The organism is Bradyrhizobium rifense (assembly GCF_008123425.1).
Lineage (GTDB): Bacteria > Pseudomonadota > Alphaproteobacteria > Rhizobiales > Xanthobacteraceae > Bradyrhizobium > Bradyrhizobium rifense.
Genome location: NZ_VSSS01000094.1, coordinates 1 through 23,385, shown reverse-complemented (window position 1 = coordinate 23,385; position 23,385 = coordinate 1). Strand labels below are relative to the sequence as shown.

27 protein-coding genes are annotated in these 23,385 nt (G+C 63.6%); 16 read left to right on the top strand and 11 right to left on the bottom strand.

Going from position 1 to position 23,385, the window contains the following annotated elements; genetic code table 11:
• The first annotated feature begins 113 nt into the window (after positions 1 to 113).
• Genes FXB40_RS45395 through FXB40_RS45385 form a run of 3 tightly spaced genes read left to right on the top strand, consistent with a single transcriptional unit; the run spans position 114 to position 1,452 of the window.
• Positions 114 to 647, top strand: a complete 534-nt coding sequence (locus FXB40_RS45395; protein WP_246208354.1) for a hypothetical protein — start codon at positions 114 to 116, stop codon at positions 645 to 647.
• A 56-nt stretch (positions 648 to 703) separates the two neighbouring features.
• Positions 704 to 1,069 carry a nuclear transport factor 2 family protein gene (locus FXB40_RS45390; RefSeq protein ID WP_148778751.1) on the top strand — a complete coding sequence of 122 codons (366 nt, stop codon included), beginning with the start codon at positions 704 to 706 and terminating at the stop codon, positions 1,067 to 1,069.
• 29 nt (positions 1,070 to 1,098) lie between these two features.
• Positions 1,099 to 1,452 carry a cupin domain-containing protein gene (locus FXB40_RS45385; RefSeq protein ID WP_148778750.1) on the top strand — a complete coding sequence of 118 codons (354 nt, stop codon included), beginning with the start codon at positions 1,099 to 1,101 and terminating at the stop codon, positions 1,450 to 1,452.
• A gap of 10 nt (positions 1,453 to 1,462) precedes the next feature.
• Here FXB40_RS45385 and FXB40_RS45380 read toward each other — a convergent pair whose 3' ends face one another.
• The 4 genes from FXB40_RS45380 to FXB40_RS45365 form a co-directional block, all read right to left on the bottom strand.
• Positions 1,463 to 1,975: a hypothetical protein gene (locus FXB40_RS45380; protein ID WP_148778749.1), complete on the bottom strand. Its 513-nt coding sequence runs from the start codon at positions 1,973 to 1,975 to the stop codon at positions 1,463 to 1,465.
• A 109-nt stretch (positions 1,976 to 2,084) separates the two neighbouring features.
• The gene (locus tag FXB40_RS45375) at positions 2,085 to 2,510 is read right to left on the bottom strand and encodes a VOC family protein (protein WP_148778748.1); all 426 of its coding nucleotides are present in this window, start codon (positions 2,508 to 2,510) and stop codon (positions 2,085 to 2,087) included.
• A gap of 96 nt (positions 2,511 to 2,606) precedes the next feature.
• Positions 2,607 to 3,089, bottom strand: coding sequence for a DUF5680 domain-containing protein (locus FXB40_RS45370; protein WP_148778747.1), 483 nt, complete (start codon positions 3,087 to 3,089; stop codon positions 2,607 to 2,609).
• 3 nt (positions 3,090 to 3,092) lie between these two features.
• Positions 3,093 to 4,244 (bottom strand): zinc-binding dehydrogenase, encoded by a 1,152-nt coding sequence (locus tag FXB40_RS45365; RefSeq protein ID WP_148778746.1) that lies wholly within the window; start codon positions 4,242 to 4,244, stop codon positions 3,093 to 3,095.
• Positions 4,245 to 4,508: 264 nt separating this feature from the next.
• On the opposite strand from FXB40_RS45365, the gene FXB40_RS45360 reads away from it, so the two are divergent.
• The 5 genes from FXB40_RS45360 (at position 4,509) to FXB40_RS45340 (ending at position 9,675) form a co-directional block, all read left to right on the top strand.
• Positions 4,509 to 5,342: an acyl-CoA desaturase gene (locus FXB40_RS45360; RefSeq protein ID WP_246208352.1), complete on the top strand. Its 834-nt coding sequence runs from the start codon at positions 4,509 to 4,511 to the stop codon at positions 5,340 to 5,342.
• Positions 5,343 to 5,592: 250 nt separating this feature from the next.
• A complete protein-coding gene (locus FXB40_RS45355; RefSeq protein ID WP_148778744.1) occupies positions 5,593 to 6,816 on the top strand; it encodes an MFS transporter in 1,224 nt (407 codons plus the stop codon).
• Positions 6,817 to 6,868: 52 nt separating this feature from the next.
• Entirely contained in the window at positions 6,869 to 8,035 is a 1,167-nt protein-coding gene (locus FXB40_RS45350) for an MFS transporter (RefSeq protein WP_148778743.1), read from the top strand.
• Positions 8,036 to 8,105: 70 nt separating this feature from the next.
• Entirely contained in the window at positions 8,106 to 8,717 is a 612-nt protein-coding gene (locus FXB40_RS45345; protein WP_027536189.1) for a PilZ domain-containing protein, read from the top strand.
• Positions 8,718 to 9,048: 331 nt separating this feature from the next.
• A complete protein-coding gene (locus FXB40_RS45340; RefSeq protein WP_187437578.1) occupies positions 9,049 to 9,675 on the top strand; it encodes a transglutaminase-like cysteine peptidase in 627 nt (208 codons plus the stop codon).
• Positions 9,676 to 9,794: 119 nt separating this feature from the next.
• Here FXB40_RS45340 and FXB40_RS45335 read toward each other — a convergent pair whose 3' ends face one another.
• Together FXB40_RS45335 and FXB40_RS45330 are read right to left on the bottom strand one after the other, a co-directional pair.
• Entirely contained in the window at positions 9,795 to 11,153 is a 1,359-nt protein-coding gene (locus FXB40_RS45335; protein WP_148778741.1) for a metal-dependent hydrolase family protein, read from the bottom strand.
• Between the two features lie 247 nt (positions 11,154 to 11,400).
• On the bottom strand, positions 11,401 to 12,108 hold the full coding sequence (locus tag FXB40_RS45330) for a GntR family transcriptional regulator (RefSeq protein WP_148778740.1): 708 nt from the start codon (positions 12,106 to 12,108) through the stop codon (positions 11,401 to 11,403).
• A 268-nt stretch (positions 12,109 to 12,376) separates the two neighbouring features.
• Between FXB40_RS45330 and FXB40_RS45325 the strand changes: the two genes are divergently transcribed.
• The 6 genes from FXB40_RS45325 to FXB40_RS45300 all read left to right on the top strand — a co-directional run bounded on the left by FXB40_RS45325 (position 12,377) and on the right by FXB40_RS45300 (position 18,075).
• Positions 12,377 to 13,363, top strand: coding sequence for an ABC transporter ATP-binding protein (locus FXB40_RS45325; RefSeq protein WP_148778739.1), 987 nt, complete (start codon positions 12,377 to 12,379; stop codon positions 13,361 to 13,363).
• A 43-nt stretch (positions 13,364 to 13,406) separates the two neighbouring features.
• The gene (locus FXB40_RS45320) at positions 13,407 to 14,696 is read left to right on the top strand and encodes an ABC transporter substrate-binding protein (protein WP_148778738.1); all 1,290 of its coding nucleotides are present in this window, start codon (positions 13,407 to 13,409) and stop codon (positions 14,694 to 14,696) included.
• A complete protein-coding gene (locus FXB40_RS45315; RefSeq protein WP_148778769.1) occupies positions 14,696 to 15,655 on the top strand; it encodes an ABC transporter permease in 960 nt (319 codons plus the stop codon). Before FXB40_RS45320 ends, FXB40_RS45315 begins: the two co-directional genes overlap by 1 nt.
• Before the next feature lie 3 nt (positions 15,656 to 15,658).
• Complete coding sequence (locus FXB40_RS45310) at positions 15,659 to 16,537, top strand: ABC transporter permease (protein ID WP_148778737.1); 879 nt, start codon at positions 15,659 to 15,661, stop codon at positions 16,535 to 16,537.
• 5 nt (positions 16,538 to 16,542) lie between these two features.
• Entirely contained in the window at positions 16,543 to 17,274 is a 732-nt protein-coding gene (locus FXB40_RS45305) for an aspartate/glutamate racemase family protein (protein ID WP_148778736.1), read from the top strand.
• 306 nt (positions 17,275 to 17,580) lie between these two features.
• Positions 17,581 to 18,075 (top strand): hypothetical protein, encoded by a 495-nt coding sequence (locus tag FXB40_RS45300; RefSeq protein ID WP_148778735.1) that lies wholly within the window; start codon positions 17,581 to 17,583, stop codon positions 18,073 to 18,075.
• 215 nt (positions 18,076 to 18,290) lie between these two features.
• Here the strand turns inward: FXB40_RS45300 and FXB40_RS45295 are convergent, their stop codons facing one another.
• Positions 18,291 to 18,671 (bottom strand): hypothetical protein, encoded by a 381-nt coding sequence (locus FXB40_RS45295; RefSeq protein WP_148778734.1) that lies wholly within the window; start codon positions 18,669 to 18,671, stop codon positions 18,291 to 18,293.
• A 103-nt stretch (positions 18,672 to 18,774) separates the two neighbouring features.
• Positions 18,775 to 19,077, bottom strand: a complete 303-nt coding sequence (locus tag FXB40_RS45290) for a transporter family protein (protein ID WP_148778733.1) — start codon at positions 19,075 to 19,077, stop codon at positions 18,775 to 18,777.
• A 95-nt stretch (positions 19,078 to 19,172) separates the two neighbouring features.
• Between FXB40_RS45290 and FXB40_RS45285 the strand changes: the two genes are divergently transcribed.
• Positions 19,173 to 19,397, top strand: coding sequence for a hypothetical protein (locus tag FXB40_RS45285; RefSeq protein ID WP_148778732.1), 225 nt, complete (start codon positions 19,173 to 19,175; stop codon positions 19,395 to 19,397).
• 12 nt (positions 19,398 to 19,409) lie between these two features.
• Here the strand turns inward: FXB40_RS45285 and FXB40_RS48535 are convergent, their stop codons facing one another.
• The 3 genes from FXB40_RS48535 to FXB40_RS45270 form a co-directional block, all read right to left on the bottom strand.
• Entirely contained in the window at positions 19,410 to 21,104 is a 1,695-nt protein-coding gene (locus FXB40_RS48535) for a PAS-domain containing protein (protein ID WP_187437577.1), read from the bottom strand.
• A 126-nt stretch (positions 21,105 to 21,230) separates the two neighbouring features.
• A complete protein-coding gene (locus tag FXB40_RS45275) occupies positions 21,231 to 21,761 on the bottom strand; it encodes a gamma carbonic anhydrase family protein (protein ID WP_148778731.1) in 531 nt (176 codons plus the stop codon).
• Between the two features lie 89 nt (positions 21,762 to 21,850).
• The gene (locus tag FXB40_RS45270; protein ID WP_148778730.1) at positions 21,851 to 22,180 is read right to left on the bottom strand and encodes a DUF6949 family protein; all 330 of its coding nucleotides are present in this window, start codon (positions 22,178 to 22,180) and stop codon (positions 21,851 to 21,853) included.
• A gap of 225 nt (positions 22,181 to 22,405) precedes the next feature.
• Here FXB40_RS45270 and FXB40_RS45265 point away from each other — a divergent pair, with 225 nt between their 5' ends.
• A complete protein-coding gene (locus tag FXB40_RS45265) occupies positions 22,406 to 23,119 on the top strand; it encodes a hypothetical protein (RefSeq protein ID WP_148778767.1) in 714 nt (237 codons plus the stop codon).
• Positions 23,120 to 23,385: the final 266 nt, after the last annotated feature.

Sequence of the window (23,385 nt, the reverse complement as noted above, 5' to 3'; positions counted from 1 at the left end):
GGACTTTTGCGGCCATCTCGCCTAAATTGTGCGGGATCGGAGGTGCCAGGGATGCATCCATGAGCTCGTCGGGTGAACGCCGGTGCGGCGACTGCACGCTTTGCTGCAAGGTGATGGGGATCGAGGCGCTCGCCAAGCCGGCGGGCAGCTGGTGCGCGCATTGCAAGCCCGGCCGCGGCTGCGCGATCTACGCCGACCGGCCCGCCGAATGCGAAAGCTTCAGCTGTCTCTGGCTCGTCAACGACCTCCTCGACGAGCGCTGGAAGCCGAGCCGCTCCAAGCTGGTTCTGACCACGTCCGAGGACGGCGTCGAGATCCGCTGCGACCCCGGCACTCCCAATGCATGGCGCAAGGAGCCCTACGCCAGCGAGATCCGTGCCTGGGCCGTGGAAGGCGAGCATAGCGACATGACGGTCGTCGTGATCGTCGGCCAGCGCATGATCCTGATCACGCCGGAGCGCGAGTTCGATCTCGGCATCGTCGGACCGGATGAACGCATCGTGCGCGAACTGGAGGGCACGAAGGTGGTGGGCGTGACGGTGACGGCAAATGATTTGGCAAAGGGGCACGGTTCGATCGACACCGAACCATCGGATCGGCAAATTGCCTCAGGCTCCGGGCCCGATCGAGGCGACCCACGGGCCTAGAACAGTGGTTGAAGTACCATTGGTGGCGCGCAAGCAGACAAACAGGAGAACAACAGATGTCCGACGACAAGACGTCGGAGGCCGCTTTGGCGGATCTCAATCACAACTATGTCCGCGCCGTTGACGAGGCCGATGTAGCCTGGTTCGACGCCAATCTCGCGTCGGACTTTCGCAACACCAATCCGGACGGCACATTGATCGACCGACCGACATTCCTCGTGCAGATAGGCCGCGGCTCGACGGTACGCGACATTCGTGAGCACGACGTGATTATCCGTATTCTCGGCGATTTCGCCATCATTCATGCACGCACCAGCTATCGTAAGCCGGACGGTAGCGAAGGTGCTGGCCGGTACACGGACGACTGGCAATTCCGCGACGGGCGTTGGCAGTGCGTCTCTGCTCACGTGTCTCGTGCATAAGCGCCGAGAGAACAGGATTCGGGTGAAACATGTCAGACAGCATCTCGCTTGCCGACAAGCTCGCGACCTTTCAGGAATTCTGGTCACCGCGCACGATCACGACCTTCAACGATTGCGACGTGATGGTGGTGAAGGTGAAGGGAGAGTTCACCTGGCACAAGCACGACGACACCGACGATTTCTTTCTGGTGCTGAAAGGCCAGCTGGACATCGACTTGCGGGACCGCACCGTGACGCTCGGACCGGGCGAGCTCTATGTCGTGCCCAAGGGTGTCGAGCGCCGCCCGGTGGCCCGCGAGGAGGTTCACCTGATGCTCATTGAGCCGAGGGGCACGCCGAACACGGGCGACAAGACCACCGCTGCAGCGCGCAAGCTCGCATAGAGGCGCGGCTCTAATCCCTGGAGGTCACGAGCCTGCTGAAGCTGCCGGCCAGCTTGGCCTTCGTCCGCAAAACATAGTCTTTTGCCGCATGGCTCAAGGCGCGGATGGCGCGCCAGGCTTCGGTGGCCTGCAGCCATGCCTTCATCTCGGTGAACTTCCCGTACACCCAGGCGAACGCCGGAATCCGCATCAGCTTGTCGCGCGTAAGATGGAACAGGCGCTCAACCAGCACGAGCTTGAGCAGCTCGCAACCGACAAACGCCGCCACACCGCTGAGGAACTGACCGGTCGCGACGAGGTACGCGGCCAGCGGCTTGATCGGCTCCAGAATGATCACGGGCACCGAAAACAGCGCGAGCGACGGATAAGGCGGCAGCGATTTGATCCAGGCGCGCAGCCGCTTGAATTCGAAATGCCGCCCGAGCCAGAGCGAGATCGGCCTCGCCACGGCCATAAACACCGCATCCACCAGAAAGTAGATCGCGGCCAGGATGTAGGTGATGGGCTTCAGGATTCGCTTCACAAAATCTCTCCCGCGAACTCAAAGCCGGAACCTGGGCCTAAGTTTCACCGCGACGTGAATAAGTCGCGGATTCCCTGTGGAACTTTTAAGGCATTCGGTCTCGTCTGTCTCAGATCTCGGCATAAACCTCCAGAAGATTGCCGTCGGGATCCCTAAAGAACAGCGTCCGATGCCCGAACGGCTGGTTCGTCGGTGGTGACAGCAGCGCCACGCCCTGCCGCACAAGCTCGTCGGCACACGCATCGACCTCGGCTGCGGCCACCTTGAAAGCCAGTTGCAGCGATGCGCTCCCCGCCGGCGTCGGCGCATCGGCAGCGGTCCGGCTTGGCCGGGCCAACGCGAGCGTGTTGCTGCCCAGGCCGTACTCGATCCAGTTCGGCGACAGCTCGCGCAGCAGGGATAAGGCGAGCACGTCCTCGTAGAAGCGGCGCATCGCCACCATGTCGCGCACGAAGATGACGGTGTAGTCGATCGCGCGGATAGCGTTGAAGGGCGAGCGGCTGCGGCTTGGTTCGTTGGTTTGTTCGTCTGTCATCGTAGCCATTATTCCAAACTCCGGCTCGTAGCCCGCATGGAGCGGGGCGGAATGCGGGACCAGCCGCCCCGGATTACGCTGCAAGGTTCGCCAGATTTACCGCAACATACCGCCACTATACCGCAGCTCGTAGAGCGATGCGCCATCATGCCGTGCAATCGTCTCGATGCCGTGGAAGCGATCGAGGGTGCCTTCGACCTCGTTGCGATAGACCATGTCCGCCTGCTCGAACAGGCGCGGTCCCCGAAAGGGCTCCTCGACGCGCACCCCCAGCAACGCCTGTCGCAGGAATTTGTAGATCGCGAAAAAAGTGTCTCGATCCGCGATCTCCGCGCGCGCACCGCCGCTATAGCTCATCGACCAGATGACGCGATCGTCCCGCGACACGGTTTCTTGCCCAGCGAAAAATCCCATCCCGAAATAGATATCGCGATAGGCGTAAGGCGGCGCGCGATGCTCGAGCTGTTTCGAGCCGGCGAGCAGCGGCATGGCCACGGTCGCGTCGTCATCGAGGCCCGCATAGGTGCGCCGCTTGGCTTCAACCAGGAATGCCGCGAGATCGTAGGGGATGGACGGCATCGCCTACTCCACCAATTCCGGCCACGGCACGATGGTCGACTTCACCGTCTTCATCGCCATCGCGTCCCTCACCGCCTGCGCGACGCCGTCTTCGGTGAACGGATAGATCGTCTGCATCTTCAGCCAGGGATATTTGTCGCGGGTGCGATAGAGCATGTCGACGCCGAGCGGGAGATCATTACCAGTAAAGCCCCAGGAGCCGAGCACGTTGAGATCCTTGGTGCAGATGCGGTGCCAGGAGGTCTCGATCGAGCCGGCATCGGTGAACTGGCCCATCTCGACATAGGTGCCGCCGTCGCGCAGCATCTCGATGCCTTCGGGACCCGCGGTCGGATGGCCCGAACAATCCATCACCAGATCGGCGCCGAAACCGCCGACGATTTCGCGCACGCGCGCGATACGATCTTGCGGCGATTTGACCTCCACGATGTTCACCGTCGCTTCCGCGCCGAACTCGCGCGCGAGCTTGAGGCGCGGCTCTTCCGGCGCGCCGACGCAGATGACGCGTCCCGCCCCCATCTCCTTGGCGGCCGCGACCGCCAAAATGCCGATCGGGCCCGAGCCCTGGATCACCACCGTGTCGGCCCAGGTGAAGCCGCCGGCGCGGGTCGCGCGGTTGAACGCGCGGATGCAGGAGGTCAGCGGCTCCGACAGCGCGCCAAGGCGCAGCGACATGTCGTCGGGCAGCTTGTAGATCTTGGTGCCCGGCAGCATGTCGAGATCGACATAGACATATTCGGCCCAGCCGCCCCACATGTGCGGCGCCTTGTCGAAGCCGAGATAGCGGCCGTAATAGACCGGCGTCAGGCATTTGTTCGCGGTCTGCGGATAATGGATGCAGTAGTAGCATTTGCCGCAGGGCATCAGCGGCGGGATCATCACCTTCGATCCGACCTTGAGCGGCTTGCTCATGAAATCTTCGGTGAACTCGTCGCCGCATTCGACGATGACGCCGCCAATCTCATGGCCGAGCGTGAACGGCCAGGGCAGCGGCTTCGGCCAATGTCCCTTGAGAATATGCAAATCGGTGCCGCAGACACCGCACGCGCCGATCTTGATCAACGCACCCCTGCGGCCGACCTTCGGCCACGGCACGGTCTTGATCACGGGCTCTGAGCCCGGTCCGGCGTGGGTGCAGACGCGGATCTGTTGCATGGCTGTTTCCTCGGGGCCCGCTTGTTGTGTTTGATTGGTGCGGGCCGCGATCAGCCTATGTCACCCGTGCGACATTGCAAATACCAAGGCGGGCGTTGACACGCCGCAGTTGTATCCGCAGGCTGCCCATGCCGCAGCGATGCCTGCTTCGGACCTCTGCCGGAATCTGACCATGAATTGGCGACCAGGCTCGGAACGAATCTTTATTGGCCCGGACACCGATCCATTGGATGGGCGCCGGCGAAATCGCTGTGGCTGGCGGGCATGACGGCAGCTGCGATCGTGCTTGGACCCGTTACCTGCTCCTGGCCGGCATTCGCGCTGTTCATCGCGACCAGCGCCGTCACGCTCTGCTGCGGACATTCGGTCGGCATGCATCGCAAGCTGATCCATGCGAGCTTCGACTGTCCGCTCTGGCTCGAACATCTCTTCGTCTATCTCGGCAAACTGGTCGGCATGGCCGGCCCGTTCGGCATGATCGCCCTGCACGATTTCCGCGACTGGGCGCAGCGCCAGCTCGCGTGCCACGACTATTCCTGCCATCGCGCCGGCTTCTGGCGCGATGCGTGGTGGCAATTGCATTGCCGGCTGGTGTTGCGCCACCCGCCGGACTTCAGGCTCGAGCCACGACTTGCCAGCGACCGGTTTTACGCCTTCGTCGAGCGCACATGGATGTTGCAGCAATTGCCGTGGGCGGCGCTCTTCTTCGCGCTGGGCGGACTGGACTGGGTCGTTTGGGGCATCTGTGTGCGCATAAGCGTCTGCGTGACCGGACACTGGCTGGTCGGCCACTTCTCCCATACCCGAGGCGATCAGGTCTGGATCATCGATGGCGTTGCCGCGCAAGGCTACAATGTCCGCCTCGCCGCGCTGATCAGCATGGGCGAGAACTGGCACAACAACCACCACGCCTATCCCGGCTCGGCGAAGATGGGGCTGTTATCGGGACAGGTCGATCCCGGCTGGTGGCTGATCCGGTCGCTTGAATTCACCGGGCTCGCCTGGAACGTCAGGACGCCGCGCGATTTGCCAGAGCGAGCAGGTTTGCGGCGGCGGTCGCATGCCGAGCTGCGAGAGAGCACTGCCGATGCTGCGTGAGTACCGGAAGGACGATGCCGAGGCGATAACGCGCGTCGCGCGGCCGATGGACCTGCGTAGCCCGCATGAAGCGTAGCGGAATGCGGGGCCGGCGTTCCCGGATTGCGCCGCGCTCCATCCGGGCTACGGGACCATTGCTTTAGGAGCGAGCCTACCCCGCACCCAAGTGTCTTGAGCGACCGGCGGCGAACGTGTAAGGCCGCAAGAGTCTCGCCCTGGTGATCGCTTGAACCCCCACCGACAAAATCCCGTGGCCGCGTCCGGATCGTTCGCGGCGATGAAGTCCGTGCCCTATCGGCTGCAGTTCATCGCCTATGTGCTGGCGATGATGGCCGACAATATCGAGCATGTGATCAGCTATTGGGTGGTGTTCCAGAAATTCCATTCGCCGACGCTGGGCGGTTTTGCCGTGCTGTCGCACTGGCTGCCGTTCCTGCTGTTCTCGGTGGCGGTCGGCGGGCTTGCCGACCGCTTCGATCCGCGGCGCATCATCCAGTGCGGTATGCTGCTGTTCATCGTGGCCTCCGCCGGATGGGGCTTCTTCTTCATCACCGACACCATCCAGATGTGGCACGCGATGCTGCTGCTGGTGATCCACGGCTGCGCCGGCGTCCTTTGGCAAACGCCGAACCAGCTGCTGCTTTACGACCTCGTGGGTCCTGCCGATCTTCCGAGCGCGGTGCGGCTCAACGCGATGGCGCGGTATCTCGGCATCCTGGTCGGACCTGCCGTGGGCGGCGTCATCATGCTGACGCTCGGCACCTCGCATGGCATCATATTCAACACGCTATTCTATCTGCCGATGCTGCTGTGGCTGTTCTGGGCGCCGGTGCGCGACAGCAGCATCGCCGTGCGGCGCTTCGCCGTGCGCGGCTTTGCTGACATCCTGCTGACAATCCGCGCCATCGGCACGCAGCCGGTGCTGACCGCCATGACGTGGTTGGCCGGCCTCACCTCCTTCATGATCGGCAACGCCTATCACGCCCAGATGCCGGGCTTTGCCGGCGACCTCGGCCACGGCGATCCCGGCGTGTCCTACAGCGTGCTGCTCGCGGCAGACGCCGCGGGCGCGCTGCTCGCGGGCATTGCGCTGGAATCCTGGGGACGATTGAAAGGCACGCCGCGCACCGCGATCCTGCTCGCGACGCTCTGGAGCGTGGCGCTGCTCGGCTTCGCCGCGGTGCGGATCTATCCGGTCGCGATCGTGCTCTTGTTCTTTGCGGGCTTCTTCGAGCTGTCGTTCAACACTATGGCGCAAGCGCTGGTGCAGTTGAATGCGCCAGCCGACATCCGCGGCCGCGTCGTCGGTCTCTATAATATGGCGGGACTTGGCATGAGGGCGTTCAGCGGCATCACCGTCGGCGTCCTTGGCGCCGTGATCGGCATTCACTGGTCGCTGGGACTATCGGCCGCAGTGCTGCTGGCGCTGCTGTGTCTGCTCTATCAGCGCGCGACGCGGAAGACAGAAGGTTGACTCTCGTCCCTCCCCACCGCACGCTTGACTAGCGGGTTGGGGAGATCGGTCATTGCGTAATCGCTGGGCTATTCTTGCGATCCTGTTCGTCGTTCGCCTTACCATCGCGTTCCAATTCCAGAGCGTGGCCGCGGTCGCACCGCTGCTTGGAGAGATATTCGGCGTCGGGCTCGCCGATATCGGAATTCTGATCGGCCTCTATTTCACCCCGGGCGTCGTGCTGGCGTTGCCGGGCGGCGCGATCGGGCGAACCCTTGGCGACAAGCCGACCACGATCGCAGCGCTGCTGCTGATGACGGCCGGCAGCCTGGTGATGGCGACCACCGACATCTGGGGTCTGCAGATGGCAGGCCGGCTCGTCTCCGGCGCCGGCGGCGTGCTGCTGACGGTGCAGCTCACCAAGATGGGCACCGACTGGTTCGCGGGGAAGGAGATCGCAACCGCGATGGCGATCTTCGTCAACTCCTGGCCGGCAGGCGTTGCGATCTCGCTGCTGGTGCTGCCGGCGATCGGCACCGCCTATGGCGCGGGCGCCGTATTCGCAGCGACTGGTGCGCTGAGCGCGATCGGCATTGCGCTGATCATGTTCTATCAGCCGCCGCCGGGCGCAACAGTCAGCGCGGCCAGCTCTGCCCGTCTCGATCGCCTCGCGCTGCTCGCGGTGATCGTCGCGGGCCTGATCTGGGGTCTCTATAATGTCGGCTTCGCCATGATCTTCTCGTTCGGCCCCTCCTTGCTGGCCGAGCGCGGCTGGAGCATCGCCGCGGCCGGCTCGGCGATCAGCGTCGTGATGTGGCTGTCAGTGGTTTCGGTGCCCGCCGGCGGCTATCTCGCCGATCGCTTCAAGCGGCCCTTTATGTTGGCGATTACGTCCAGCCTCGTCGTCGCCGCCCTGCTGGCCTGGCTGAGCCGGTCGGACGCCGTGATCACGATCCTGGTCCTGATCGGCCTGATCGGCGGCCATCCGGCCGGCCCGATCATGAGTCTCGCCGCCCGCGTGCTCGTCCCGGAGACCAGGGCGATCGGGATGGGCGTGTTCTACACCCTCTTCTATGCCGCGATGATGCTGGGGCCGGCGGTCGCGGGGCGGCTCGCCAAATCGGCGGGGACCGCGGCGGTCGCGCTCGACCTCGGCGCACTGACGGTTTTGGCCTGCCCGCCCTTGATGTGGCTTTTTGAACGGATCGTGTCGGTTCGTAATCGCCGCGCCAAATCATAACGCGGCATTAACCCTATGCACCTTAGGGTCGTGCCGGACTCCGCCCGGGCGGGGGGTCCGGGTAGTGAAAATGGCGTTGGCGAACAAAAAATTTCTTCCGGCCGCCGAGGAACGTCGGCGTTTCCAGCGGGTGAAGGTTCACCTGCTGGGCCGTTACATGCTGCCGGATCGCCGTGAATTCCCCTGCCAGGTGATCAACATGTCGCCCGGCGGGCTGGCACTGCTGGCGCCGGGCATCGGTAATGTCGGCGACCGCGTAGTCGCCTATCTCGACCATATCGGCCGGGTCGAGGGCAAAATCACCCGGATCATCGACAACGGTTTTGCCATGACGGTGGGCGCGACGCCGCGCAAGCGCGACAAGCTCGCGGCCCAGCTGACCTGGCTCGCCAACCGCGACATCCTCAATCTGCCGGAAGACCGCCGCCACGACCGTATCGTGCCGCGCAACCCGATCGCGGTGCTGACGCTCGAGGACGGCACCAAGATGACCTGCCGCATCATCGACCTCTCGCTCTCCGGCGCCGCCATCGCCGCGGAGAACCGCCCGCCGCTGAAATCGACGGTTTTGCTCGGCCGGGTCCAGGGCCGCGTGGTCCGAAACCTCGAAGACGGCTTCGCACTGGAGTTCTTGCACTCGCAGCCGATCGAGACACTCGAAGAGAGCGTTACCGCGCGGTAAAGCGAAAGCGCGTCAAAACCCCTGTTTTTCCAGGCTCAAAGGCGGCCTCCGCGATGCGGACGCCGCCTTTTTTCGCGTCTGGATGTCGCCGCACGCCGGTTAACGCGCGGCCTGTTCGCGCGCCCAAACAGCAGTTCCGCCAGCGTTCCCGCGTTAATCCCTACAATTTGAATCAATTGCAGTATTCTCAAATTTTACTCGAGTTTTCTTCAAGTATAGATCGAATTAGCGGCGCCTTTTACTTGTATTCGTCTCGACTTGACTTGGCTGATTTAGCGTCAACTCAAAAGCTCCATGCGAAATGTGGTCCCAACAAGAAACGGGGGCCGCAATGTTGGACTTCAGGGGACAGGGGAAGAGACTGGCGATCGCCGCCATGCTCTTCGGGATCAGCGCGGCAGCGCAGGCCGGCGAAAGCCGTCTGCTCTACGCAAGCCTCGGCGACACCACGCGTGCGCCGATCGGCTGGGTCGAGTTTTGTGCAGAGAATACCGCTCAGTGTCAGGGCGGGCCGACGCAGCCGCGCGACATCGTGATGTCGCAGACCGCGTGGCGCGACCTGACCAAGGTCAATCGCTGGGTCAACGAGACCATCAAGCCTTTGACCGACCAGGAGCACTGGGGCGTGATCGAGAAATGGTCGCTGCCGACCGACGGTTACGGCGACTGTGAAGACTACGTTCTGTTGAAGCGCAAGATGCTGATTGATGCCGGATGGCCGCGCGAGGCCCTGCTCATCACCGTCGTGCGCGACAAGAAGGGCGAAGGACATGCGGTGCTGACGGTGAAGACCGACAAGGGCGAGTTCGTTCTCGACAATCAGAACGAGAGCGTCGTTGCCTGGACGGAGACCGGCTACCGCTTCGTCAAGCGCCAGTCGCAGGCCGATCCCAACGTCTGGGTGTCGCTCGGCGATACCAAGCCGGCGGTCTCCACCGCCAGCGCAAGAGATCAGTAGAGACAAACGAACGAGTTACGCGACCCGGTCACATCCCCACCCCTCCCCGTCCCAGACCGGTTCGCGCGCGGCCAGCCATCCCCCAATGGCTGGCCGCAACTTTTTTGGGAGCACGCTTGTCAGCGCGGCAGGGCGTTCTTGTAGACCTTGCCGTCCTTCATGATCACCACGAAATTCTTCGCGGGATCTTCAACGAGACTGATGTTGTCGAGCGGATTGCCGTCGACCAGGAGAAGATCGGCGAGCGCGCCCTCCTCGACCACGCCGAGCTTGCCGGGATAGGGATTGCGCAGGCCCGACAGGCTCAGCAGTTCCGCATTGGTCGAGGTCGCCATGGCCAGCGCTTCGGCCGGCGTGTACCAGCGTGTCAGCGCGGCCAGCATCGAGCCCTGCTTCTCCGCCAGCGCCTGCGAGAACAGGACATCGGTGCCGAATGCGGTCTTGAGGTGATATTTCTTTGCCAGCGCATAGACACGATCAGTGCCGGCGACCACCTGCCGCAGCTTGTCCTGCTCCGCCGGCCCGAGCCCGGCACCCATGGACATGTCCAGGAACGGCTGCGTGCTCAGCCAGATCCCCTTCTCCGCCATCAGCTTTGCGCTCGCCTCGTCCATGAGATGGCCGTGCTCGATGCATCTGACGCCGGCGGCGATCGAGCGTTGGATCGCGACCGGCGTATAGGCGTGCGTGGCGACGTAGGTGCCCCAATTGTCGGCGGCCTCGACGGCGGCGCGCAGCTCGGGCTCAGTGAAGGTCGAGACGTCTAACGGACTGAACGGCGAGGCCACGCCGCCGCCCGCGGTGAGCTTGACCTGCGAAGCACCCTGCATCAGCTGCTCGCGGGCGCGCACGCGCACCTCGTCGGGACTGTCGGCGACCATGCTGCCGCCGATCCGCTCCATGCGGCTGAGCATGCCGCCGATGGTGCGCGGCAGGTCGGAGAGCTGGCGGAAGTCGCCGTGACCACCGGTGATGGTGATGATGGCCCCGGATGGATAGATGCGCGGACCAGCGACGAGGTCCTCGTCGATGGCCTGCTTGAGACCAAAGGTCGGCCCACCCATGTCGCGTATGGTGGTGAAACCGCGCATCAGCGTCGCGGTCGCTTCGCTGGCGGCGAGCAGATTGTTGTAGCCGACATCGTTTGCAAGCGACGCCATCGGCGTCGGGCGCACCAGCATCGCGTGCCAATGCGCATCGATCAGCCCCGGCATCAGCACACGGCCGCCGCCGGCGATGACCTGGCCGGTCGCCGCGATGTCGGCGGTCGAGATCTTCTCGATCTTGCCATCCCTGACAAGGACATTGGATGCGGCCGAGAGCGTCGCGTTCTTGCCGTCGAAGATCTTGACGTTGCGGAACAGGACAGCGGTGTCCTGCTGGGCCGGCGCCGGCGACGCGAGACAGAGGCTCGTTCCAATCGAGACAAGCAGTGGAACCGCTCTGAACAATCCGGCCGGCGCGGTCAAAGCCCGCATGTCCAATCTCCACGCAGATACGCTACGCAATTCCAGCCGCAACTTGCCGGCCAAGATCCAGCCAGCCGTCGACGTGCCGCCTTTGTGGATTGATGCTTGCAAACCGCATCGAGTCAATTTGCAACCACAGGAAGATTTTGCAAGTCAGCTATACGGCCCGATGAGATGCGTCGGAGCCAAGTTCTGCCGTTAGATGGGTAAGCGCGACTGTCAGACTTCCGTAGAACTCAAATCAACCCGCAAGCGCCTACGCGCCCAGCACGTCCGCGAGTCGCAGCTCGTCGGCGGCGGGATCCTTCAGGAACAGCTCGGCCTCGATCTCGTTCAGATGCGACAGCATCTGCGCGCGCGCAGCCAGCTTGTCGCGTTTGCGGATCGCGGTAACGATCTCGGCGTGATGAGCGGTGCCGCAGGCCGGCGTGTCGTGACGGCGATAGAGCAGGATGATCAGCGAGGAGCGGGCAATCAGCTCTTTCAGGAAGCCGAGATAGATGCTGTGGCCGCTCATCTCCGCGATGAGCCGGTGAAACTCGCCGGAGAGCCGGACCGAGGCGCGCGCGTCGCCACGCAGCTCCGCCTCGCGCTCCTCGGCGAGATGCTGCTGAAGGCGATTGATCCACGCGGGCGAAACGGCGTCGACAGCGTGATCGACGATGGTGGGCTCGATCAGCCGACGCGCTTCGAACACCTCGCGGGCATCCGCCGGCGTCGGGCGCGCGACGAAGGCGCCGCGGTTCTTCTCGATGTTGACGATGCCCTCATGCGCGAGCTGCTGCAGCGCGGTGCGGACCAGCGTACGGCTCGCGCCATAGATCTCGCCGATCTCGTCTTCGCCGAGCTTGGTGCCCGGCAGCAGGCGATGCTCGAGGATCGCCGCAGTCACGCCCTCCCTGATCCGGCTGACGCGATCGCTCACGTCGGGCGCGTCGGATTTCGGGCGGGATTTGGCGGCCATTAGTTCGACGGCTGGGTTTGAGGGCTGGGTCGACGACGTTCGGTCTCGAATGGTAGTCGACTAGCTGTATCCAATCACAGGCGAAACTTTATACAATATTCGCCCATTTTGTGTGCATACTACGGACCACGCGACGGGCCGCGCAGCTCTGCCGGATTCGATCTAACGATTTGACTCCACTGCACAGTTCTAAAATTCGGCCGGCCAAGGGCGGTTGGCACGGACCTTGCGGAGAGACGCGGACTACCGCCCCTCCTTCGGACACATCATGGCCACTCCCGCCGCTCTCGAACTGGTCGCCGTCACCAAGCGCTACGACACGACGCTGGCGGTCGACACCGTCAATCTGAAGATTCCCGCCGGCACCTATTGCTGCCTGCTCGGCCCCTCCGGCTGCGGCAAAACCTCGACCCTGCGCATGATCGCGGGCCACGAAGCGGTCAGCGAGGGCGACATCATCCTGGGGCCACAAAACGTCACCGACCTCGAGCCTGCCAAGCGCGGCACGGCGATGATGTTCCAGTCCTATGCGCTGTTTCCGCACCTGAGCGTGCTCGACAATGTTGCGTTTGCCCTGAAAATGCGCGGCGTCGACCGTGCGACGCGGCACAAGCGCGCCGGCGAACTGCTTGAGCTCGTGGCCATGACGCCCTATGCGGCGCGGCTGCCGGCCCAGCTCTCCGGCGGCCAGCAGCAGCGCGTCGCGCTCGCCCGCGCCTTGATCACGGAGCCGCAGATCCTCCTGCTCGACGAGCCGCTGTCCGCACTCGATCCGTTCCTGCGGGTGAAGATGCGCGGCGAGCTGAAGCGGCTGCAGCGCGAGCTCGGCATCAGCTTCATCCAGGTCACCCACGGCCAGGAAGAGGCGATGGCGCTCGCCGACCACATCGTGGTGATGAACCAGGGCAAGATCGAGCAGCAGGGCACGGCCCGCGACATCTTCCACCATCCCCACACCGAATTCGTGGCGCGCTTCATCGGCGGCCACAACGTCCTCAGCGACGCCGGCAACCTCATCGCCGTGCGCGCCGATCAGCTCGGCATCAAGCCGGTCACTGACGGCGCGTTCGGCGCACCGGCGCTGCTGACCCAGACCGAGTACCAGGGCTCCTACGTCGCCGTCTCGCTCACGCTCGACGACGGCACCGCCCTGTTCGCCCACGTTTCCGAAGCCACCTTCGACGTCCACCCGTTCCGTCCGGGCGATCGCGTGCTGGTCACCTGGGATCCCGCCAAGGCGCAACGCCTGCAATAGCGCCGTCATCATAGAAAATGCGCAACACAGAGGAGTGACTGGAATGACCGAGACCACCAAAAAGACCGGCGTCAGCCGCCGTACGCTACTCAAGAGCACCGCAGGGCTCGCCGGCCTTGCCGCCGGCTCCGGCGCCATCACCGGCTTCCCCTACGTGATGTCGGCCGAGCCGAAGGTACTGCGCTATCTCGGCACCGCCGTGAACGAGGGCGATGACATCTCCAAGCAGTGCCTGAAAGACACCGGCATCAAGATTGAATACATCACCGCGACCACCGACGACGTCACCAAGCGCGTGATGACCCAGCCGAACTCCTTCGACGTGCTGGACACCGAATATTTCTCGCTGAAGAAGCTGGTGCCGTCGGGCAACATCCTTGCCCTCGACTCCAAGAAGATCAAGGAATTCGACAACATCACGCCGGTTTTCACCAAGGGCGAGACGCCCGGCGGCAAGAAGATCGGCAATCAGGGCACTGCGCCCTGGAAGGTGCTGTATCTCGAAGGCAAGGACTCCAAGACCTTCTCCAAGACGGCGACCGAGTTCGTCACGCTGATCCCGACCGTCTACAACGCCGACACGCTCGGCATCCGTCCCGACATCATCAAGCGCCCGATCAGCTCCTGGGCTGAACTGCTCAACCCCGAGTTCAAGGGCAAGGCCTCGATCCTCAACATCCCCTCGATCGGCATCATGGACGCCGCGATGGTCGTGGAAGCCACCGGCAAGTACAAATATGCCGACAAGGGCAACATGACCAAGGAAGAGATCGATCTCACCATGAAGGTGATGACCGAAGCGAAGAAGGCCGGCCAGTTCCGCGCGTTCTGGAAGGACTTTAACGAGAGCGTCAACTTGATGGCTTCGGGTGAGACCGTCATCCAGTCGATGTGGTCGCCAGCGGTGACGAAGGTGCGCTCGATGGGCATCGCCTGCACCTTCCAGCCGCTTAAAGAAGGCTATCGCTCCTGGGCGTCGGGATTCTGCGTCTCCAAGGGCGTCTCGGGTCCGAAGCTCGACTGGGCCTATGAGTTCGTGAACTGGTTCCTGTCCGGCTACGCCGGCGCCTATCTCAACCGCCAGGGCTATTACTCGGCCGTGCTCTCGACCGCGAAAGCCAACATGGAGCCCTATGAGTGGGCTTACTGGATGGAAGGCAAGCCGGCCGAGAAGGACATCAAGGCGCCCGACGGCTCGCTGCTGGAGAAGGCAGGCGCCGTGCGTGACGGCGGCTCCTACGAGGAGCGCATGGGCGGCGTCGCGTGCTGGAACGCCGTGATGGACGAGAACGACTACATGGTCCGCAAGTGGAACGAGTTCATCGCCGCGTGATGGATACGTCGGAAGACATCCTGCAACAGCCATCCCCGGACCTCGTCCGGGGATCGGAGACGGCGCGCCCTGCAAAAGCGGCGCGCCTGTCGCCCTCCTTCATCTCCTGGCTTCAGGCCGGGCCGATGATGCTGGTGTTTCTCGCCTTCTTCCTGATCCCACTCGTCTTCGTCGTCATCGTCTCGTTCTGGGACTACAACGAATACCAATTGCTGCCGACCTTCTCCGGCCGCGGCTACACCGACACGTTCGAAGGCTGCATCGCGCAGCTCCCTGATCTCTGCACGATCGGGCGAACCTATGTGAAGACGCTAAAGCTCTGCGTGATGGTGTGGGCGATCACGCTCTTTATCGGCTTCTGGGTCGCCTACTTCCTCGCCTTCCACGTCAAGTCCAAGACCTGGCAGATGGGATTGTCGCTGCTCTGCACGATCCCGTTCTGGACTTCCAACGTGATCCGCATGATCGCCTGGATTCCGCTCTTGGGTCGCAACGGCCTGGTGAACTCCGGGTTGATCAAGAGCGGGCTGATCAACCAGCCGCTGGAATGGCTGCTGTTCTCCGAATTCTCCGTGGTGCTGGCGCTGGTGCATCTCTTCACCTTCTTCATGGTGGTGCCGATCTTCAATTCGATGGTGCGTATCGACAAGTCGCTGATCGAGGCCGCCTATGACGCCGGCGCCACCGGCTTCCAGACGCTGGTCAACGTCATTATCCCCCTCGCCAAGCCCGGCATCGTGATCGGCTCAATCTTCGTCATCACCATCGTGATGGGCGACTTCATCACCATCGGCGTGATGGGCGGCCAGCAGATTGCCTCTGCCGGCAAGATCATCGAGACACGGGTGAACGCGCTGCAATTCCCGGCCGCAGCCGCAAACGCCGTGATCCTGCTGATCATTACGTTCCTGATCATCACCATGATGTCGCGCATCGTCGACATCAAGAAGGAGCTGTAGGCGATGAAGGAAGGACGCCCGCGCTCTTTCTACGTGCTTGCGATCTTCTTCGCGGCCTATGTGCTGTTTCTCTACGGCCCGATGATCGCGATCTACGTGCTGTCGTTCCAGGGACCGCAGGGTGGCCTCACCTTCCCGATGAATGGCGTCTCGACCTTCTGGCTCCAAAAACTATTCCAGGGCACCGGCATCGTCGATCTCGGCGCGGCTTTCCGCCGCTCGCTGCTGCTTGGCCTCATCGTGATGGCTGCCACCGTCGTACTGTCGGTCGCCGCCGGCATGGCTTTCCGCCGGAAGTTCAAAGCGCAAAGCATTCTGTTCTACTCGGCGATCGCGAGCCTCATCGTTCCCTCGATCATCACCTCGCTCGGGATCTCGCTCGAATTCCGCATCGTTGATGACCTGATCAAGGCGCATTGGAACGAGAATTTCGAGACCTCGATGGGCTTGCTCACCTCCGGACTCGGCGCGCATCTGACCTGGACGCTGCCGTTCGGCCTCCTGATCATGTTTGCGATCTTCAACCGCTTTGATCCCAGACTCGAGGAAGCCGCGCGCGATCTCGGTGCGACGCCGTGGCAGGCCTTCCGTCATGTCGTGCTGCCGATCATCCTGCCGTCGGTGATCGGCATCGGCCTGTTCGGATTCACGCTGTCCTGGGACGAGCTCGCGCGCTCCAGCCAGGCGATCGGCGCAGTGAATACATTGCCGCTCGACCTCCAGGGCCTCACCACGACCGTGACGAACCCGGACATCTACGCGCTCGGCACCATCATCTCCGCGGTGTCCTTCGCGGTGATCACGCTTGCGCTCGGCACGATCCACATGCTCAACAAGCGCCAGGCGGCCAAGGGCTCGGACGCCGGCAAAGGGCTCGTCTGATCGCGATGCGACTGCACATCGTCAATCCCAACACCACTGCCACGATGACGGCGAAGATCGCCGCGGCGGCGCGTGAGATCGCGCTGCCAGACACCGTCATCGATGCACGCCAGCCCGCGATGGGGCCGGTCTCGATCGAGGGATTTTACGACGAAGCTTTCGCCGTCCCCGGCATGCTCGGCTGCATCCACGAGGCCGATCGCGACGGCGCGAACGCGCATATCATCGCCTGCTTCGACGACACCGGCCTCGACGCCGCACGCGCTGTGGCGAAGGCGCCGGTGATCGGTATCGGCGAGGCCGGCTTCCATGTGGCGAGCCTGATCGCGGCGCGCTTTGCGGTGGTGACGACGCTCGGCGTCTCCATCGTGCCGATCGAGCATAATTTGCGGAAATACGGACTAGCCGAGCGCTGCGCCCGCGTGCGGGCTGCCGAGGTCCCTGTGCTCGCGCTCGAGGAGCGCAACGCTGACGCTCTTGGCAAAATTTCCGCGGAAATCACGGCCGCAATCCGCGACGACCGCGCCGAAGCCATCGTGTTGGGATGCGCCGGCATGGCCGATCTCGCCGCCGAGCTCTCCGCCACCCACGGCCTGCCGGTGGTCGACGGCGTTGCGGCTGCGGTGACGCTGGCCGAGGGATTGGTGCGGCTCAATCTGACGACATCCCGGCTCGGCCCCTACGCGGTGCCGCGTTCGAAGACCTATTCAGGCCCGTTTGCGCCGTTTCAGCCTTAAGCCTGCAGTCCACGATGAGAGCCGCTCGCCTGCAGCGGGCTCGCGTTCATCCGCATCACGATAGGCTGTACCCTGATACTCTCCGCTCAACCCGAATTCGGCCTGGAGAGGGCTTCTTTTGGGCGCGCCGTCCTCCCACCAGAGCCGTCGCCTTGGGCCAATTGCGCTTTTTCCACCGGCGGCCACCTTTTCGTCCCATTTGTTGCTGAACTGTAACGTTTTCGGGACGTCCCGGCCGCCTTGTTCTGCGTTCTTGTGCTGCCGCTCTTCGCCACTCACCAAGTTTCAATTTGGGTTTTGTCAGCGATGATCGATCTCGCAGAGGACACACGGTCCAATCCCTTCCTCCGTCTCGGTGCCCAACCGATCGCGTTGACGGCCGCAGCGCTGCTGTTGCTGATCGCCGGCGTCACCTCGATCGCGATCTGGCGCGCCTATACGGGCGCTGCGCCTGAGACCGACCGGGTGGTCGCATCGCGGCAGCTTCAGGCGCGCACGGCGCAGGCCTCGGAGCAGCTCGTCGAGAAGACCAAGGGGCTGGAAGCGACCCAGCAGGAATCGATCGACCAGCTCCAGGTCGTGCAGGACCAGCTTTTGACCATGAAGAAGCTGCTCGCCTCGCAGCAGGCCGACACCAAGCGCCTGTCGGAACAGGTCGCCAGTTTGAACGAATCCATCGACGGTCTGCGGCAATCCTTTGCCAGCGTCCGCTCCACCGAGGCGGATGCGCCCTCGGTTACCCGGAGGAAACCGGTGCGTCAACGCGTCCATGCCAGCGCGCGCAAACGCTCACGCGGCTGATTGGATCCCGGGCCGCCACGTTTTATTTTTGCCACTTGTGAAATGGATCACACTCGTCCGTATGATTCCGCGCGATGCTCGCCCATACCGGATGGCGTGAGCCGATTTTAATATCCGGGGCTGGCAAGGTCGTTGACGGTATACTGCGTCAACGGCCTTGTTTTTTAGTGCCGCGGTATTTGGGTGCCTCGGCCAGGCACCCGCGCTCATAGGACCTATTCACAGACCTGAACGCGACGGACGCGCCAGCCCCATTGCGTCATCACGCGCTGCTGCACGAGGTAGCACTGCGCGCCATAGCCGCCATCGTCATAGCCGGCGCCGTAATAGTAAGGGTCGCCGTAGCCGTAGCCATAAGCGCCGTAATAGCCGGCGCCCGCGATGCCGGCGCCGATTGCGACACCGGGCCAGAAGCCGCCGCCGTGCCAGCCGTGACCCCAGCCACCACCATGGCCCCAGCCGCCTCCGCCGCCCCAATGGCCGCCGCCACCGATGTGGCCGCCGCCGCCAAAGCCGCCCCTCGCTTGCGCCGCCTGGGGCGCTGCGAGACCGACCACCGCGATGGCCAGCGCGGCCATGATCATCTTGCGTAACATCAACTCATCCTCCGCGTGGAAACGCTCCACATTCCAAAGAGAGGTCAAGCTAATGTCACGCGATCATTGATGATAGGCGGGGTGGCTCACTTCCGCGCGAGCGTCAGCAGCCGCGGCAGATGCTCTTCATCTTCCTGTCGAGCAGCTGGTTCTCGGCGTTCACCGTGGCATCGGCGCTGGCGTTCGCACCCGAAACCGAGCCGGTGGTCACGCCGGGCGCCGTGTTCGCGCCGGAGGATTGCGCCGTGCCCAGGCTGTTGGTGCCAGGCGGCGGCGCATGCACGACGCCGGAGTTCGATCCGGTGGAGCCGCCGGTGGCTCGCGCGAACGAAATCGCCGGCGTCGCGGCGAGTGCGAAGATCACGATCAAGGTTTTGATGGAAGCGCTTGCGGGCGATCTGGTCATCGGAAATTCTCCTCGCCTCATCAACGGCTGCGGTAAACTCGGGTTCCGGAACCAGTCCCGTCACATCCGCTTGAAGCAGGGAGGCAGCAACGATCATGCGCAAACTGATCGCGTTCGACGAGGATACGTTCGACAAGCTGAAGCAATTGGGGCGCGACAGGATGGCGACGTTTCAGGAGCTCGCGGACGAGGCCTTCGCCGACCTCCTGAAGAAGCACGGCATCCCCATCGACCTCAGAGACGCCTTGCGCAAGAGCGCGAGACTCGACGGCGTGGCGGAGAAGACAACGGCGCGACGCAAAGCCAAGAAGACCAAGTGACAATGGCAGCCACTATGCCGCTGCCACCATCTTCTCGGTGCGGTCCTCGACCATGGTCACGAACATGTGGGATTCCTCGCCGGCGCCGCCGATCTGGACCCGGCGGGCCGAGATCACGCGGCGTCCGCGCGTCGGATTGTCGATGGTGTCGACGATCGGTTCGAGCTGCTGCTTCTGCGCGAGAAGCTGCTGGTCGCGCCGCTCGATCAGCTCGGCCGCCTCGGCGGAGAACAATTCCCGCGCGGTCTTACCGATGATCTCGCCGCGCGACATGCCGATCATCTTCTCGGCCGCCTTGTTGACGAAGACGTAGCGCTGGTTGCGTGCATCCTTGGCGATGATGCCTTCAGTCACGTTCTCGATGATGGTGGCGAGAAAGCGCTCCATGCGTTCGAGAATGCGCTCACGCTGGCGCCGTTCGGTGACGTCCTCCTGCACCGACACCCAGCCGCCGCCATCCATCGGACGCTCGTAGATCTTGATGGTGCGGCCGTCGTTCAGGCTGATCTCATAGGCCGTCGGCTCGCGCTTGGCGATGCGGTCGAGAACGGCCGCGACATATTTTGCGACGTCGCCGCTGAACAACCCGCTCTTGACCCGGTGCTGGAGGATTTCCTCGAGCGTCGATCCAGCCTGGATGGTCTCGGGCAGATTGTAGATCCGCCGGTAATTGGCGTTCATGGCGACCACGGCCGCCTTGCCGTCGAGCATGATCAGGCCCTGCGGCATGCTGTTGATCGCTGCCGAGAGCTGCCACTTCTTGGCCTGGTACTTGTCGTTGAACTGGTCGCGCTCGGTCATCGCGGCATCGCGCGCCTGCGCGGTGCCGAGCTCGAGCTCTTCGAGCTCGAAGACACGCGCCACCGCGTCGCGGAAGTGCTGCACAGCGCGCGCAAGACGTCCGATCTCGTCGTGACGGCGCAGATGCGGCACCTCGCTCTTGACGTCCCCGTCCGCAATCCGGTCGGTCGCCTGCGTGATCTCCGCCAGCGCACCGACCACCGAGCTCCGCATCACGACGACATTGAGGCCGGCGAGAACGAGCGCGACGAGCCCGAGCATGAACAGATAGGCCGCGGCATAGCGGTTCTCGTTCGCGAGCTCGTCGGCATCGGTGGCGCGCTGCCTGTAGATGCGCTCTAACGTCTCGAGGTCGACGTTGAGCTTGTTGCGCAGCGTCCGGTTGGCATCATTGTCGCCCCACTCCCGCGCGGCCGCCGGGCTGATCTCGAGCCCGCGTCGTACCAGCTCCTGGCGGAAGTCGATGAATTGCGCGATGCGCTGACGGAAGCTCGCCAATTGCTCGGCGTCGTCGTCGCCGACGGTCCGCTCCATGCTCTTCACGGCGCCGGCGAGCTCGCGGTTGCGCCGTACCAGCCCGTCGGCAAACGGCTTCATCGCGCCGCGATCGCCGGACATGTAGATGCCGCGCGATTCCATCACGATGGCGTAGATCAGCGCATTGATGCGTCCGACGTTGATCGCGGCTTCCGCGGAGGTGGCATGCATGTGCCGATAGGTCGTCTGCAACCGGACCGTCTGGACCGACATCACGAGCAGGAAGATGGTGACGATCGCGAGGAAGCCCGCGATGCTGTACACCTTCTCCGCGACGCTGAGCGTGTCGGTACCGCGCGCGAAGCGAACGAGCTTCTTCAATAGTTGGGATCCGGCCTCGAACCGGGATCCCAGCGCCGCAGCAGCCATGGCGCCGCTCCTCCTGGTGACAACAACCCAGGATAGGCACGGTTGCGCTAGGAGAGGCTTAAAGTTCCGAGCGGTATTTTTACGGTTCGGGAACCGCGGCGATGCGCGCCCGGCAAAGGACCGGCGTCAGCCGATCCGCTTCAGGCCCTTCTTGAAGCGCGGACCGTTGGCGACGTAGAACCGCGCAGCACTTCCCATCTTCTGCACCTGGGCGTCGTCGAGCGTGCGAATGACGCGCGCGGGCGAGCCGATGATCAGCGAGCGCTCGGGAAACTCCTTGCCCTCGGTGATGATCGAGCCGGCGCCAACGATGCTGTTGCGGCCGATCTTCGCGCCGTTCATCACGATCGAGCCCATGCCGATCAGCGCGCCCTCCTCGACGGTGCAGCCGTGCAGAATGACGTTGTGGCCGACGGTGCAGTTCTTGCCGATCACCATGGGAAAGCCGAGATCGGTGTGACAGGTCGAACCGTCCTGCACGTTGGCGCCCTCGCCGATCTCGATCCACTCATTGTCGCCGCGCAGCACCGCGCCGAACCAGACGCTCGCGCCCGGCTTCAGGCGCACGCGGCCGATCACGGTTGCGGTCTCCGCGATGAAGTAATTGCCGTCAGAAGGAAGATCGGGCGCCTGCCCGTCGAGCTCGTAGATCGCCATGGAGGTCTCCTGTCGCGTCAACCCCAGCCATAGCGAAACGACGACGAACAGGCAAAGGGCTGCCGCAGCGGGCAGCCCTGCAAAGCGCGTCAGCCCAGCACGCCGGTGGCGCGCAACGTCATCAGGAAGAAGGTGCCGCTCATCATGCTCCAGAAGCCGGCGATGACGGTCGCCATCATCACGAACTCGAAGCGCCGGCTCTCCAGCCGCATGCCGCGGAACGTGTTGCGCATGATGATGAAGGGCGCCGCGAACACCAGGAACGGCACCGCCGCAAATGTCTTCGGGGCCACGCCCTCCTGCAACAGCCCGAAACCTGCGGGCCTCTGCGACATCGCCTGGTATCCATTTGCGAGCGCGCCCGCGAGCGCGAAGCCGATGCAGATCGCGAACAAAGTATTGAGAGCTTCAGGTGTCATCGGAACAGTCCGCCCATACGCAACGCGAGGAGCCCTTCCTGTGACAAATCGTGCCGGTTAACGCTACATTATCCTTAAGCGAAGGTTAACGCTGCCGCCCGGCCCACGCAGAGCCCCCTCCCGTTCCCGGTAGCCGGGAACCTTCCGCGATATCGCCGCCGCGTGGCATATTCGCCGATGATTCGTCGGCCACCGGCCGACCCCCGGGTCCATTTGCGCAACGTCATGACGGTGTTTTCGGCAACCTCCCCTCGCTCTTCCAGGACAGGCGCAAGGATGCGCACGCATCTCGTCCCGTTTGCGCTCACCGGCGTCTTCGCGGCGAGCGCGATCGCGCTGGTCGCCTATCTCTTGTGGCCGACCTGGAGCACGGGCGGTGCGGACGCGCCGGACAAGCTGCCCGTCAGCGTCGGCGGAACGCTGTTCAACCTGCCGATCCCGGCGATCCGGATGAAGATCCAGCGGCACTCCGGACCGCAGGAGCGCATCGATCTCGATTTCCTCTATCCCTCGCTGGAAGCGCCCAACGGGCCGCGGCACGTGACGGCTGATACGGTTGATACGGCGATGCAGCCGATCGACCGCATCTTCCTGTCGATATCAGCGCATCACGATGCGCTGTCGCCCGAGCAGCGCACCGCGACGATCTATCCGCGCTATTTCGACCAGGCTGCGGCGACACCGGACGACGGGCTGACGATGCGGATGTTCCGCAGCGACACGCCCTATGGCAGCGAGGATTTCTATTCCGCAACGAGCCCCGCGCTGACGGCGCGCTGCACGCGTGATGGGACCACACCCGGCATGTGCCTGTCCGAGCGCCGCATCGACGGTGCCGACCTCACCTTCCGCTTTCCGCGCAGCTGGCTGTCGCAATGGCGTGACGTCGCTGACGCGATCGAGAAGCTGACGACGCAGCTGCGCGGACCGCGAAGCTGAGCATGTCGCCGAGGTCGCCCTGGTCAGAGCCTCCAGACCAAAACTTCGAAAAACAACCCCATGCACAGTAGCGAAGCGCCTGTTGTGACTTCGCATTTCCGAAAATTCTTATTTTTCGAATTCTCACTTGACCCGTCGAGGCTGGGCAAGTTTTTTGGGAGTTGATGTAGGATTCGTCTTATGGCGAATCGCACATTCAAGACCGGCGAGAGCCGGGAGCAACCCAGTCTTCTGCCTGCGCGGATTGAGGACTATGTCGGGCCGGA